General features: G+C 67.0%; 11 protein-coding genes and 1 pseudogene. 8 read left to right on the forward strand and 4 right to left on the reverse strand.

Annotation, left to right across the window (positions count from 1 at the left end):
• The 3 genes and pseudogenes from LC490_RS00005 to sctT form a co-directional block, all read left to right on the forward strand.
• Window positions 1–583 (forward strand): annotated as a pseudogene (locus tag LC490_RS00005) (hypothetical protein); the annotation flags it as partial.
• A 161-nt stretch (window positions 584–744) separates the two neighbouring features.
• Window positions 745–1011 (forward strand): type III secretion system export apparatus subunit SctS, encoded by a 267-nt coding sequence (gene sctS, locus LC490_RS00010; protein WP_031373468.1) that lies wholly within the window; start codon window positions 745–747, stop codon window positions 1009–1011.
• Between the two features lie 31 nt (window positions 1012–1042).
• Window positions 1043–1831, forward strand: coding sequence for a type III secretion system export apparatus subunit SctT (gene sctT / locus LC490_RS00015; RefSeq protein ID WP_036149407.1), 789 nt, complete (start codon window positions 1043–1045; stop codon window positions 1829–1831).
• A gap of 390 nt (window positions 1832–2221) precedes the next feature.
• On the opposite strand, the gene sctU is transcribed toward sctT, so the two are convergent.
• Window positions 2222–3331 carry a type III secretion system export apparatus subunit SctU gene (sctU, locus tag LC490_RS00020; protein ID WP_051885283.1) on the reverse strand — a complete coding sequence of 370 codons (1110 nt, stop codon included), beginning with the start codon at window positions 3329–3331 and terminating at the stop codon, window positions 2222–2224.
• A 300-nt stretch (window positions 3332–3631) separates the two neighbouring features.
• Between sctU and LC490_RS00025 the strand changes: the two genes are divergently transcribed.
• From LC490_RS00025 to LC490_RS00040, 4 genes are all read left to right on the forward strand, one after another.
• The gene (locus LC490_RS00025; RefSeq protein ID WP_223618807.1) at window positions 3632–3952 is read left to right on the forward strand and encodes a hypothetical protein; all 321 of its coding nucleotides are present in this window, start codon (window positions 3632–3634) and stop codon (window positions 3950–3952) included.
• 109 nt (window positions 3953–4061) lie between these two features.
• Window positions 4062–4742, forward strand: a complete 681-nt coding sequence (locus LC490_RS00030; RefSeq protein ID WP_057919497.1) for a hypothetical protein — start codon at window positions 4062–4064, stop codon at window positions 4740–4742.
• A 151-nt stretch (window positions 4743–4893) separates the two neighbouring features.
• The gene (locus LC490_RS00035) at window positions 4894–5520 is read left to right on the forward strand and encodes an SCO family protein (RefSeq protein WP_223618808.1); all 627 of its coding nucleotides are present in this window, start codon (window positions 4894–4896) and stop codon (window positions 5518–5520) included.
• A gap of 7 nt (window positions 5521–5527) precedes the next feature.
• Window positions 5528–5983, forward strand: a complete 456-nt coding sequence (locus tag LC490_RS00040; RefSeq protein ID WP_223618809.1) for a copper chaperone PCu(A)C — start codon at window positions 5528–5530, stop codon at window positions 5981–5983.
• 1056 nt (window positions 5984–7039) lie between these two features.
• On the opposite strand, the gene LC490_RS00045 is transcribed toward LC490_RS00040, so the two are convergent.
• Window positions 7040–7618 carry a response regulator transcription factor gene (locus LC490_RS00045; RefSeq protein WP_036149219.1) on the reverse strand — a complete coding sequence of 193 codons (579 nt, stop codon included), beginning with the start codon at window positions 7616–7618 and terminating at the stop codon, window positions 7040–7042.
• A gap of 157 nt (window positions 7619–7775) precedes the next feature.
• The gene (locus tag LC490_RS00050) at window positions 7776–10364 is read right to left on the reverse strand and encodes a glycoside hydrolase family 3 protein (protein WP_223618810.1); all 2589 of its coding nucleotides are present in this window, start codon (window positions 10362–10364) and stop codon (window positions 7776–7778) included.
• Between the two features lie 134 nt (window positions 10365–10498).
• Between LC490_RS00050 and LC490_RS00055 the strand changes: the two genes are divergently transcribed.
• A complete protein-coding gene (locus LC490_RS00055) occupies window positions 10499–11524 on the forward strand; it encodes a LacI family DNA-binding transcriptional regulator (protein ID WP_031373134.1) in 1026 nt (341 codons plus the stop codon).
• A gap of 89 nt (window positions 11525–11613) precedes the next feature.
• Here the strand turns inward: LC490_RS00055 and LC490_RS00060 are convergent, their stop codons facing one another.
• On the reverse strand, window positions 11614–13176 hold the full coding sequence (locus LC490_RS00060) for a sodium/sugar symporter (protein ID WP_223618811.1): 1563 nt from the start codon (window positions 13174–13176) through the stop codon (window positions 11614–11616).
• Window positions 13177–13238 lie beyond the last annotated feature (62 nt).

Genomic DNA, 13238 nt, shown 5'->3' on the forward strand with positions numbered 1-13238 from the left:
GGCCACGCCGGCCGCTACCGCGGCGGCGACCGCAGCTACCGCGGCGCCGGCCACTGCGGCACCTGCAACCGCTGCACCTGCGACCGCTGCAGCCGCTGCAGCCGCGGCGGCCGCACCGGCCGCGACCGCAGCCGCGGGCGCGGCGAAGAAACCGGCGACGCCCTTGCTCGGCGGCGGCGGCAAGATGGACACCGCACGCCTGCTGGCGATGATGGATGCCGGCAAGGAGCCCTTGCGCGGCTTCCTGATCAAGCATTCCAGCGACGCCGAGCGCGCGTTCTTTTTACGCAGCGCGCAGCGCCTGCTGCCGCCGGCCTCGCGCGGCGACATCTCGGTCAACGACTTCATCGTGGTGATTCCGGCCTTCACCGTCAGCGAACTCACCGCCGCCTTCCAGATCGGCTTCCTGATCTTCCTGCCGTTCCTGATCATCGACCTGGTCGTGTCCAACATCCTGTTGTCGCTCGGCATGATGATGCTGTCGCCGACCACGGTGTCGCTGCCGTTCAAGCTGCTGCTGTTCGTGCTGATCGGCGGCTGGGCCAAGCTGGTGCATGGGTTGGTGTTGACCTACGGCGGCTAGCGCCGGGAGGCGGCAATCGGGAATGGAGAATCGGGAATCGAAACAGCGGCCCTGCCGCGTGTCCGGATCGCCGTCCCGCTCTGACGCCTTCGCTTATCCGATTCCCTATTCTCCATCCCGATTCCCCCCTTCCTGAATCCCTAAAGCGAATCCCGACTCTTATGGGCGACATGCTCGAACTGACCAAACAGGCGCTGTGGCTGACGCTGCTGCTGTCGGGTCCGCCGGTGGTCGCCGCGGCCGTGGTCGGCCTGGTCGTGGCCTTCATCCAGGCCGCCACCCAGTTGCAGGAACAGACCTTCGCCTACGCGATCAAGTTCACCGTGATCGTGGTGACCTTGTTCGTCACCGCTTCGATGATCGGCGGCACCCTGTACACCTTCGCCGACCGCATCTTCATCGACTTCCCGGGCATGGTCCGGCATTGATGCGCGCCGGTGAGCCCCGCGCGACCGGCGCATGATCAGCTTCGATTCCGTCACCGACCTGATGCTCGCGCTGGGCCTGGTGCTGCCGCGCGTGATCGGCGCGTTCATGATGCTGCCGCTGCTGACCTCGGAGAACATGCCGCCGCTGGTGCGCAACAGCTTCATGGTCAGCCTGGGCATCATCGCGATCCCGGTGGCGGTGAACGGCGTGCCCCTGCACTCGCTCGGCGCGGTCGACTGGGCGCCGATCATCCTCAAAGAGCTGTTCATCGGCATCTCGATCGGCTTTTGCTTCGGCATGGTGTTCTGGGCGATCAGCGCCGCCGGCAACATCATCGACACCCAGGTCGGCATGACCCTGGCGCAGGTGTTCGACCCGATCCAGGGCCATCAGGCCTCGCTGCACGGCAGCTTCCTGTCGCAGTTCGCGGCTTGGTTGTTCATGGCCAGCGGTGCGTTCCTGGTGTTCCTGGACCTGCTGTTGTCGAGCTATGCGATGTGGCCGGTGACGTCCTACTTCCCGACCCTGCACGCGGTCGGCATGGAGTTGTTCGTCGGCCAGTTCAGTTATCTGATGACCGCCTTGCTGGTGCTGGCGGCGCCGGCGATGGTGGTGTTGCTGCTGATCGACCTGACCTTCGGCCTGGTCAACCGCTTCGCTCCGCAGCTCAACGTCTTCACCATCACCATGCCGATCAAGGCCTGGCTGGCGACCTGGATCATCCTGCTGATGCTCGGCGTGTACGTGGAGATCGTGCTCGACCGGCTCAACGACAACCGCGGCTTGCTCGAGGCCTTGAACCGGGTGTTCACGGTATAGGCGAACAGTCGTCGCTTGGTTTGCCGTCGAGTTGGCTCGCTGCTCGGGACGAGGACGAAAGCAAAAAGCAAATCCCCTCTGCCCCCCTTTCTCAAAGGGGGAGAGCACGGTTTTTGGGGAACAGCGCAGGCTTCGGGGAATAGTGCAGGTTTCGGGTAATACGCTTGCCCCCTTTGGAAAAGGGGGCGAACGGCCGCGCAGCGGACGTGGGGGATTTGCTCTTGCTCTGCCTTCGCGCCTTTGCAACGACAGCATGAGTATGCAGGCCGACGAACAAAGCGAACCATGCCCGCCGGCTCCGAGGCGGCCATGACTCACCGGCTCAATGCGGTTGCCCTTTGTCGAGGAGGCGAACGACCGCTCAGCGAACGTGAGGAAACGCTTACGGCCTCAGCGCGGCTCGTCGAGCGGCGGCGGCAGTTCCATTTCGCTGTCGTCGCCGTCGCGCAGGCGGCGCACGCTCTCGGCCCAGTGCAGCACTTCGGCCACGGCCTCGAAGAACTCGTTGCCGATGTAATCGTCCAGCGCCACATGTTCGTGCAGGCCGCGCGCCAGCTCGACGTTCTGCAGGATCGGCACGCCGGCCTCGGCCGCGGTACGCTTGATCTGCTCGGCCATGTAGCCCTCGCCCTTGGCCACCACCACCGGCAGGTCGGTAACGCCGTGTTCGTACTGCAGGGCGATGGCGATGTGGGTGGGGTTGGTCACGACGACATTCGATTGGCGGACGGCATTGAGCATGTTCTGCTGCGACCACTCCTGATGCAACTGCCGCCGCCGGCTCTTCACGTGCGGGTCGCCCTCGTTCTCCTTGACCTCCTGCTGGATGTCGCGGCGGCTCATGCGCAGTTGCTTGGTGTAGGCGAACTTCTGGTACCACACGTCGATGGCCGAGACGAAGAAGAACACGAAGATGGTCCAGATGCCGATCCGGATCAGGCCGTGCCAGATGCCCGCGCCCATCGCCGCGGGCGGCGCGTACGGCAGCAGCATCAGCTGGGCCAGCATCTTGTAGAGCACGAACATGCCGATGCCGATCAGCGCCGCGCTCTTGATCACCGACTTGACCAGCTCGACGAGGTTGTCCATCGAGAACATCTTCTTCACGCCGTCGGCCGGGTTCAGCTTCTCCAGGTTGGGCTTGAGCTTGTCCAGGGTCAGGATCGGGCCGATCTGCAGGAACTCGATGATCACGCCCAGGAACACCGCCGTCGCCAGCAGCGGCAGCGACAGCCACAGCAAGGTGTCGAAGGCGGTCGAGCCGACCTCGCGCAAGGCATCGCCGAAGGGCTGGTTGATCGCCTTCAGGCTGGTCTCGAACAAACGGATCAACTTCATCCGCATGAAGTCGAGCATCATCCAGCCGCACACCACCCAGCCGAGCACCAGCACGGTGCTGGTCAGCTCCTTGCTCTTGGCGACGTTGCCCTGCTTGCGGGCGTCCCGGATCCGTTTTTGGGTAGGCGGTTCGGTCTTGTCGGCGCCCTGGTCCTTCCCCATGCGCGGCCCTTCCAGCGAGAGGGGGTCGAGGCTAGCACGGGCCTGCGAAAACGGTCGTGCCGGCACACGCCAAATGCGAACTCGATACAAGGCGCCGTGCCCCGCGCTCGTCGCGTTGCCCGCGCCGCTCTGCACGCCCTCAGCCAGGCCTGGCGCCGCCCCCCGGCAGACCCGGAGCGGCCGCCGCGGGCGCCGGGATGAACGGCCCGACCACCACCTAGGGTCATCCCGAGTTGGCCACTTCGGCCCCCGGCGCTACATTTCGCCCATCCCCCCGACTTCACCCGTAACCTGCCCCGCATGAGCACGATCGGCAACGACCCGCGTATCGACCGCAGCAGCCTCGACGGGCAAGCTGCGCTCGAGAACTTGCGCGGACGCGAGCCGACCCCGCAAGAGCAGATCCAGCACGCCCCCCAGGTCGCCGAGACCGTCCCCGCCTACGCGCCGCCCGCGGTCGACCAGGGCGAGGACGTGCTCAACGCCGACGCCTGGAGCGAGGTCCCGGCCGGCGATCGCCTGCTCGCCGGCGACCCCGGCTTCGAGCACCAGCTCGGCCTGATGGACCTGTCGTCGGCCGCCGACCACGGCGCCGACGCCGTGCTCGATTCCCTGAGCTGAGCATCGCCGGCGGCGCTCGACGCCGCAGCGCATCGGCCTAGGCTAGGCTAGTCCCCCCTCCTGTCCGATCGCCGCGCCTGCCGCGGCACGCCGTGACCGACGCCTTGCCGTGACCGACGCCACCCCCACTCCCGAAGCCCTGCGCGCCGGCGCCGACCGCCTGGTTTCCGCGCTCGCCGCGCACAGCGACCCCGAGTACCGCCTGACCGTGCTCAAGCGCGTCGTGCGCCGCCTCGGCGAAGACCGCTATCCCTTGTTCATCCGATTGCTGGGGGTCATCGCCGAAAGCGACGATGCGCGCGCACAGCGTCTGATCGCCGACACCTTCGGCACCGCCCTGCGGCGCATGGACCTGCCCGGCGGCGCATTGAGTTCCTGGGGCGCCACGCGCCTGCCCGATTCGACCGGCCCGGTCGCGGTCAGCTCGCTGTCCGGACATTTCTTCGGCGCCACGCCGCGGCGCCTGCTCGGCCCGGTCGAATACCTCACCGTCTGGCATCTGCAACGCACCCAGCGCACCGCGCTCGGCGCGGCCACGTTCCGCACCGCGCTGTCGCGCCTGATCGCCCTGCTCAACCGCAGCGAAGACGCGCGCACCCTGTATCCGCAGAAACTCGCCGCCGACGCCCAGAACGAACTCGAAGGCGCCTACACCCGCGCCACCCGCGACCGCCTCGCCGCGATCGCCTCGGCCTGGCGCGCCGGTCAGTCGCCCGATGCCGTGGCCCAGGCCGCGCTCGCCGCCGACGAGACCTCGCACCCGAGCGGGTGGGTGGTGCGCGACCTGTAGTCGCGCGAGGTTCGTTCGGCCCGCCGCACGGCGGCGACGGCAGCGCATCGGTCGCGCAGCGCTGCGACATTCGACCACATCCGCCCGCACCGCGGCGGTGCTGCAATGTCCGCCTTCGGTTTCGACGAGGTGGATCGTGTTCGAACGCCAGTTGGCATCAACCTCCGCGCTGGCGCATTCGCCCGAGCGCCGTCGCCTGCTCGCCGGCCTCGCTTGCGCAGGCGTGGTTTCAGCTTGCGGCGGCATGCTTTCAGCCTGCGGCGGCCCTAGGCCCCTGTCCGTCCACGGCATCAACCTGAGCGGGCGCGATTTCGCCAAGGACTTCCACTTGCTCGACCCGCAAGGCCGCGAACGCTCGCTCGCCGACTTCCGCGGCAAGCTGGCGATGGTGTTCTTCGGTTTCACCCAGTGCCCCGACGTCTGCCCGACGGCGCTGACCCGTGCGGTGCAGATCCGCAAACTGCTCGGAAGCGATGCCGAGCGCTTGCAGGTGATCTTCATCACCGTCGACCCCGAGCGCGACACGCCGAAGGTGCTACAGGCCTATACCGAGGCCTTCGACCCGAGCTTCCTGGGCCTGTACGGCGACCCGGAGCGCACCGCGCAGACCGCCAAGGCCTTCCGTGTGGTCTATGCCAAGGTACCGACCGGCGCGTCCTACACCATCGACCATTCCGCGCTGAGCTATGTCTTCGACGCCAGCGGCGCGATCCGCCTGGCCCTGCGCCACGAACAGAGCGCGCAGGACTGCGTGCACGACCTCCGCCAGATTCTCTGAGAGCGCCATGACTTCGATCCGTTTCCTTACCGTCCTCGCGGCGGGTCTGCTGCTGAGCGCGAACGCGGTGGCGCAACCGCCGCAGGTCGCGATCGAATCGCCGTGGGTGCGCGCGAGCGTGCCGCAACAGCAGGCGACCGGCGCCTTCATGCGTCTGACCGCGCGTACCGACCTGCGCCTGGTCGCGGCGCGTTCGGACGTCGCAGCGGCCACCGAAGTGCACGAAATGGCGATGCAGGCCCAGATGATGCGCATGCGTCAGGTACCGTCGGTAGCGTTGCCGCGCGGGCGTACCGTCGCGCTTGCGCCGGGCGGTTACCACATCATGCTGATCGGTTTGAAACGCCCGCTCGGCGCGGGCGAGCAGGTGCCGCTGACCTTGGTGTTCGAGGATGCGGCGGGGCGGCGCAGCGAGGTTGGCGTGCAGGCGCCGGTGCGAGCCTTGGGCGCGGGTGCGCCGTGATTTGCGGTGTCCACGAGTAGGAGCGTCGCGAGCCGCGACCACGGAACGCGCAGAAGCGACAACGCCGATACCGCCCATCGAAGCGGCGCGCTGTCGTGGTGGGGAGGAGCGGCGCGAGCCGCGACCGCGCTGTTTCAATCTCGCGCCGCATCCGGTCGTAACCCCTGTAAGAGCGGCGTGAGCCGCGACCACGGAACGCGCAGAGGCGACAACGCCCATACCACCCATCGAAGCGGCGCACTGTCGCGGGGGTAGGAGCGGCGCGAGCCGCGACCGCGCTGCTTGTCGTTGCGGCGCTTTTTTCCGCAGCGCGATGAAACAAGATCAATAGCAGAGCTTCCGTCCGCTAAAGCGGCCGGGTTACCTTCTTTTGCTGGCCCAAAAGAAAGGTAACCAAAGAAAAGGGCTTTCCTTGCAAGGGCACAGGCCACGAGTGCGATGCTGTCGGCGGGATTTTCCGATAAGACGTCCCTGTCTTATCGAAAAACGCCGCACGTCCTGTGCGGCGCCCTCCGGGTCTACGGTTGCATCGCACATTCAGAACTGCGCCAAGCTATTCACAGCAACAGCAACGGCATCGTGATTGAGACAGATACTCATCCCGGCCGGCGATGGCGACTGAACGCACGCGGTCGGGGCTTGCGCCGCTCCTACCCTGGTAGCGTCGTTGTCTTGCTCTTGCTGCGGCTGTGCGTCGTCTCAACCTCACGAAGGCAATCGAAGACCCGAAGGGCGGCGCGCAGGGATGCGCGCCGTTTTTCATCGGGACAGGGATGTCCCGTATGAAAAATCCCTGCGTCGGCATCGAACGTGCGGGCCTGTGATTCAAAGAGAAGCATTTTTCTTTGGTTACCTTTCTTTTGTTGCTTATGACAAAAGAAAGTAACCCGCCGCTTTAGTGGCGGAAGCTTTTGGCGTTTGATCCTGACCCTGACCTTGCTTGATCGCTTCGAAGCAAGACCATCACAGCGCGGTCGCGACTTGCGTCGCTCCTACCCTGAGCTCCAGCCGGTGGCGCCGCAAGACCGGTGCGGTGCGGCGCAACCCACCCCAACCTCAAAACCCGATCAAACCGCGCTCCGGCCCCGGACGTTTACCCAGCTTGCGTTGCAAGGAGCGGCGATGCATCCCAAGCAAACGCGCGGTAGCGGAGATGTTGCCGCCGGTATCGGTCAGGGCCTGCTGGATGTGCTCCCACTCCATCCGCCGCAACGGCATCATCGTCTCCGGCGCGGGCAGCACCGGGGGCGTGTCGCACGACTCCAGTCCGAGCACGGCGAGGATGTTGGAGATGCTCGCCGGTTTGGGCAGATAGTCGTCGGCACCGCGCTTGATCGCGTCGACCGCGGTGGCGACGCTGGCGTACCCGGTCACCAGCACGATGCGCATGTCGGCGCGCAACTCGCGCAAGGGGCGGATCAGTTGCAGGCCGGATTCGTGTCCCAGCTTGAGGTCGATCAGGGCGAAGGCCGGCACTTGCCGCAGGGCCAGTTCCAGGGTTTCGGCGATGCTCGCCGCGGTGCGGGTTTCGACGCCGCGGCGGCCCAGGCTGCGCTGGAGGGTCGCGGCATAGGCCATGTCGTCGTCGACGATCAGGCCGCTGAGGAGCGGACGTGCACTGCTCGATGCATTCATGCGCGGCATCCTAGTCGATGCCCGCGCGGCGGGCCTGCGGCAAACTGCCACAGGACAAACTGTCCAGGGTGTGGTGCCCCCTCACCCAACCCCTCTCCCGTGAACGGGGGAGGGGCTAAAGCGATGACGCGGGCGCCCACGATTGCGACGAGGCGGCTTATTGGCGCTTGCAGTCCGCGACCCGGTCGGCGTCGGTGCCATAGGCCACTTCGTGCAGGGTGATCGTCGTCCCGGCCGAGGCCTGCAGGCCGAACGGCACCTCGAGCTTGGCCATGTCGGCGCCGCCGGCACGCACGCATTTCAGGGGCACGCCGATGCGCAGCCACTGGCCGCGCGGCAGGCCGCGCAAGGTGTCGCCGAACGGTACCTTGGACTCGCACTTCGGCCCGCAGGCGGCGATCAGGTTCGTCTCGCCCGCGCCGACCGCGTCGACTTTGAGGTCGATCAGCAACTGCACGTCGCCGTTGGTCTCGCGCACCAGTTCGACCGGCGTGTCGGCGACCCATTCCACCTTGGCATCGCCGTTCCATTGCAGGCGCCAGGCGTCTTCCTGCGCCTGGTAGTCGACCGCGGTGATCGCGAGCGCGCGATCCGCGGTCGCCAGCGGCGGCTTGCTCGCTTCGCCGTGCTTGCCCTGCGAATCGACGCGCAGGCGCCAGGCGCGCGGCAAGGCGCCGCGGCCGAGGAACTGCATCGAACGTTGGTCGAGATCGGCCGTGCCCGGGTCCTCCGACAAGGCCGCGACCTCGCCGCCGCGCGCATAGCTCAGGCCATAGCCGAAGGCGAACTGAGGTGCATAGTCCTTGTCGCCGACATTCGCCACCTGCACCGCGGTCTTCGGCCACGAGTACGGCAACCTGCCCTTGAAGTCGTAGGCGATGCCGCCCTGGCCGTCGCGCAGCAGCACGTCGGCGATGCCGCCGCCTTCCGAACCCGGCAACCACGCAGCGACAAAGGCATCGGAGGCGTTGATCTCGCGATTGACCCACAGCGGCCGGCCCGACAGCAGCACGCTGACCACGGCGATGCCCTGCGATTTCAGGCGCTTGATCAGTTCGAGCTCCGGATTGCGGGTCGGCCGGAACGCGAGCGTGCGCAGGTCGCCCTGGAATTCGGCGTACGGGTCCTCGCCGTAGACGACGATGGCGACGTCGGGCTTGCTCTTGTACTGGCCGTCGACGGCGAGTTCGGCCTGGCCGCCCGCGGCCTGGATGCCCTCACGCAGGCCCGACCAGATCGATTGCGCATTCGGGAAATCGGCCGGTTTCAGGCCGGTGCCCTGCCAGTTCAGGGTCCAGCCGCCGGACTGCTTGGCGATGTTGTCGGCGCCATCGCCGGCGACCAGGATGCGTTGCTGCGGCCGCAGCGGCAGCAGGCCGCCCTGGTTCTTCAGCAGCACCAGCGACTCGCGCACCGCCTGGCGCGCGACCGCGCGATGCTCGGGGCTGCCGAGCACCTCGAACTTGCCGCCGAGCGGGCGCTTGGACGGTGCGCCGGCTTCGAACAGGCCCAGACGCAGTTTGACCCGCAGGATGCGCGCCACCGCATCGTCTAGCCGCGCCATCGCGATCTCGCCGCTGCGCACTTGCTTGAGCGCATTGTCGTAATAGCCGCGCCAACTGTCGGGCGCCATCAGCATATCGACGCCGGCATTGAACGCCGCCGCGCAGTTCTCATTGCTGCAACCGGTCAGCTGCCCGTGCGCGTTCCAGTCGCCGACCACGAAGCCGTCGAAGCCCATGCGCTGCTTCAACACCTGGGTCAGCAATTCGCGGTTGCCGTGCATCTTCTGGCCCTGCCAACTCGAGAACGAGGCCATCACTGTCTGCGCGCCGGCTTCCAGCGCGGGCGGATAACCGGCGCCGTGCACGTCGCGCAGTTCGGCCTCGCCGATGTGGGCATCGCCCTGGTCGCGGCCCTCGAAAGTTCCGCCGTCGGCGAGGAAATGCTTGGCGGTGGCGATCACGTGCGCGCCGTCGAGGAATTGTTTACTGCCGAGCTTGCCCTGCAGGCCTTCGATCGCCGCCGCGGCATAGCTGGCGACCACCCGCGGGTCTTCGGAATAGCCTTCGTAGGTGCGGCCCCAGCGATCGTCGCGCGGCACCGTCAGGGTCGGCGCGAAGGTCCACTCCATGCCGGTCACGCGCACTTCCGCCGCGGTGGCCTCGCCGATGCGCCGGATCAGTTCGGGGTTGCGGGTCGCGCCCAGGCCGATGTTGTGCGGGAACAGGGTCGCGCCGATCAGATTATTGTGACCGTGCACCGCGTCGATGCCGAACAGGATGGGGATCGCGACCTTGCCGTCGCTGGCGTCCATCGATGCCGCATAGAAGCGGTCGGCGATGTCCAGCCACTCCTGCGGCGGCGCGTCGTAGCGCCCGCCGGGCTCGGAAATGCCGCCGGGCTCGGAGTTGCCGCCGGCCAGTACCGAGCCCAGGTGGTACTTGCGCACATCCTCGGGCGTGGCGCTGTTGATGTCGGCCTGGACGATCTGGCCGACTTTTTCCTCTACGCTCATCTTCGCCATCAGCTCGGCGATGCGCCGCTCCAGCGCCTCGTCGCGCGGCAGGGGCGCCTTCAGCGCCGGCCAGTGGGCCGGATCGATCTTGGCTACGCCCTCGGCCGCGACGGCCAAAGCCGGCAACAAGGCGAGGGCGAGCGCGCACAGCCGCCAGCGCCCCCGCGAGCGGCACACTTGGATCGATGGAACCGCGGCGCGAACGCGTTCGCTCGTCGTTGCATTCATGGTTCACTCCTGTTGGGGCGATACGATGGGGCACGATCTGCGAATCCGTTCGTCGTCGTCGCGCGCAATAGATGAGTATTCGGCGCGCATTCTGGCAAAATGCGCAGAACACGCGGCAAGGGAAACGACCGGTCATGCGAGTACGCATCGAAGATGTAGCGGAAGCGGCGGGCGTGTCGATGAAGACCGTCTCGCGCGTACTCAACCAGGAACCGAACGTCAGCGAGGACACGCGCAAGCGCGTCGAAGCCGCCGCGCGCAAGTTGCAGTACCGCCCCAATCCCTCGGCGCGCAGCCTCGCCGGCCAGCGTTCGTTCCTGGTCGCGCTGCTCTACGACAACCCGTCGAGCAACTATCTGATGGAAGTGCAGGCAGGCATGCTCGATGCCTGCATCGCCCATCACTACAACCTGATGCTGGCGCCGGTGACCTACGGCGAACGCAAATTCGTCGCCCACGTCGACGAGATCATCCAGCACTCGCGCGCCGACGGTCTGGTGTTGACGCCGCCGCTGACCGATCACCCCGGCCTGATGAAGCGCCTCGGCCAGCTCGGCATTCCCTACGCCAACATCTCGCCGAAACTGCGCGGCGGCCGCATCGGCGTGGTCCTCGACGAAGAACGCGCGGTGCGCGAGATGATGGCCCACCTGGTCTCGCTGGGTCATCGCCGCATCGCCCACATCAAGGGCCATCCCGAACACGGCGCCAGCCAGTGGCGCTTGAACGGTTATCGCGACGGTCTTGCCGCGGCCGGCATCGCCTACGATCCCGAACTGGTGATCGACGGCGACTTCCACTACGACACCGGCGCGATCTGCGCCCAGCGTCTGTTGTTGATGGCGGATCGGCCGACCGCGATCTTCGCCGCCAACGACGACATGGCCGCGGGCACGATCCGCACCGCCAGCGAGATGGGCTTGTCGATTCCGGGCGACGTGTCGGTGTGCGGCTTCGACGACACGCCGATCGCGCGCCAGATCTATCCGCCGCTGACCACGGTGCGCCAGCCGACGCGCGAGATGGGCCGCCTGGCGACCCACGAGTTGTTCAAGCGCATCAAGGCGCCCGACGGCGGTCAGATGATCACCGCCGGCTACGAGCTGCAGTTGCGCCAGTCGACCGGTCCGATCGGCAAGGGCCGCACGCGCCGGCGCTGAGCCGGCGCACGGGCGATGCGCCGAGGCGATATGCGCGGCGCGCGGCGCCCGCCGGGCTCGCGCGCTCGCACTTACCAGAACAGCCGCGCTCACCAGAACAGCGTGTACAGCGCGACCAGGATCGCCAGCACGGCGATCGCGGCGATGTTGAACGAAGGCGCGGTGGCAAAGCTCACGCCGTCGGTATGGATGCGGTCGCGACCGGCGCCGGACGGCGTCAGCAAGGACACCGCGACCGCCAGGATCGCCGCCAGTACGAACACCACGCCGACGCGGTTGACGAAGGGCAGCTCCGGCCAGGCTTGCTTGAGCACGATCGACAGCGCCAACGAGCCCACCGCCGCGGCGAGTGCGCCGGCTTCGTTGGCGCGCTTCCAGAACAGGCCGAGCACGAAGATCACCACGATGCCCGGGGTGAAGAAGCCGGTGTATTCCTGGATGTACTGGAAGCCCTGATCGAAGCTGCCTAGCAGCGGCCGCGCGGTCAGGATGCCGATCGCGATCGACACCGCCGCGGTGATGCGGCCGATCCGCACCAGCTTTCGCTCCGACGCATCCGGGCGGTGCTTGGCGTAGAAGTCGAGGGTGAAGATGGTCGCGACCGAATTGATCTTCGACGCCAGCGAGGCCACGATCGCCGCGATCAGGGCCGCGAACACCAGGCCCAGCGCGCCGGTCGGCAGCAGCGCCATCATCGCGGGGTAGGCATCGTCGTTGCGTTCCAGGCCCGGCGCCAGCATCACCGCGGCGATGCCCGGCAGCACCACGATGATCGGCAGCACCAGCTTCAGGATCGCGGCGAATACGATGCCTTTCTGCGCCTCGCGCAGGTCCTTGGCGGCCAGGGCGCGCTGGATGATGTACTGATTGAAACCCCAGTAGCTGACGTGCGCCACCCACAGGCCGCCGACCAATACGCCGATGCCGGGCAGATCCTTGTAGAAGGGGCTGTCCGGCGGCAGGATCATCTTGAAGTGCTCAGGATGCGTCGCCCACAAGGTCTTGAAGCCGGCGACGATGCCGGCGCCATCGCCGATCTTGCTCAGGGTCAGCCCGGCGACCAGCAAGCCGCCGAGCACCAGCAACGACACCTGCACGATGTCGGTCAACGCGACCGCCTTGAGCCCGCCGTACAGCTGATAGGCCAGGGCGAAACCGCCGAGCAGGCTCAGCGCCAGCATCTGGTCCATACCGGTCACCTGCACGATCGCCAGCGAACCGAGCCACAGGATCGAGGTCAGGTTGACGAATACGTACAGGCCGAGCCAGAACACCGCCATCAGGGTGCGGATGCGGGTGCCGTAACGTTCCTCGAGGAACTGCGGCATGGTGTAGATGCCGTTGCGCAGGAAGATCGGCAGGAAGAACTTGCCGACCACCAGCAAGGTCGCCGCCGCCATCCATTCATAAGACGCGATCGCCAGGCCGAGCGCATAGCCGGACCCGGACATGCCGATGATCTGCTCGGCGGAGATGTTGGCGGCGATCAGGGACGCGCCGATCGCCCACCACGGCAGCGCCTTGCTGGCGAGAAAGTAATCCTTTGCGGTTTTCTCGTGCCCGGGTTTCTCGCGCGAGACCCACTGCGCGAGAGCGAACACGCCGGCCAGGTAGACCAGGACGATGAGGGTGTCGAGCAGGGAGAGTTTCATGCGGTCCTGTCTGTCCGGGGCGGTGTCTTCGCCGTTCTACGCGCTGCCGTGCGGCGCGGCCA

This window comes from Lysobacter sp. ESA13C (genome assembly GCF_019970005.1).
In the GTDB taxonomy this organism is placed as follows: domain Bacteria; phylum Pseudomonadota; class Gammaproteobacteria; order Xanthomonadales; family Xanthomonadaceae; genus Lysobacter; species Lysobacter antibioticus_B.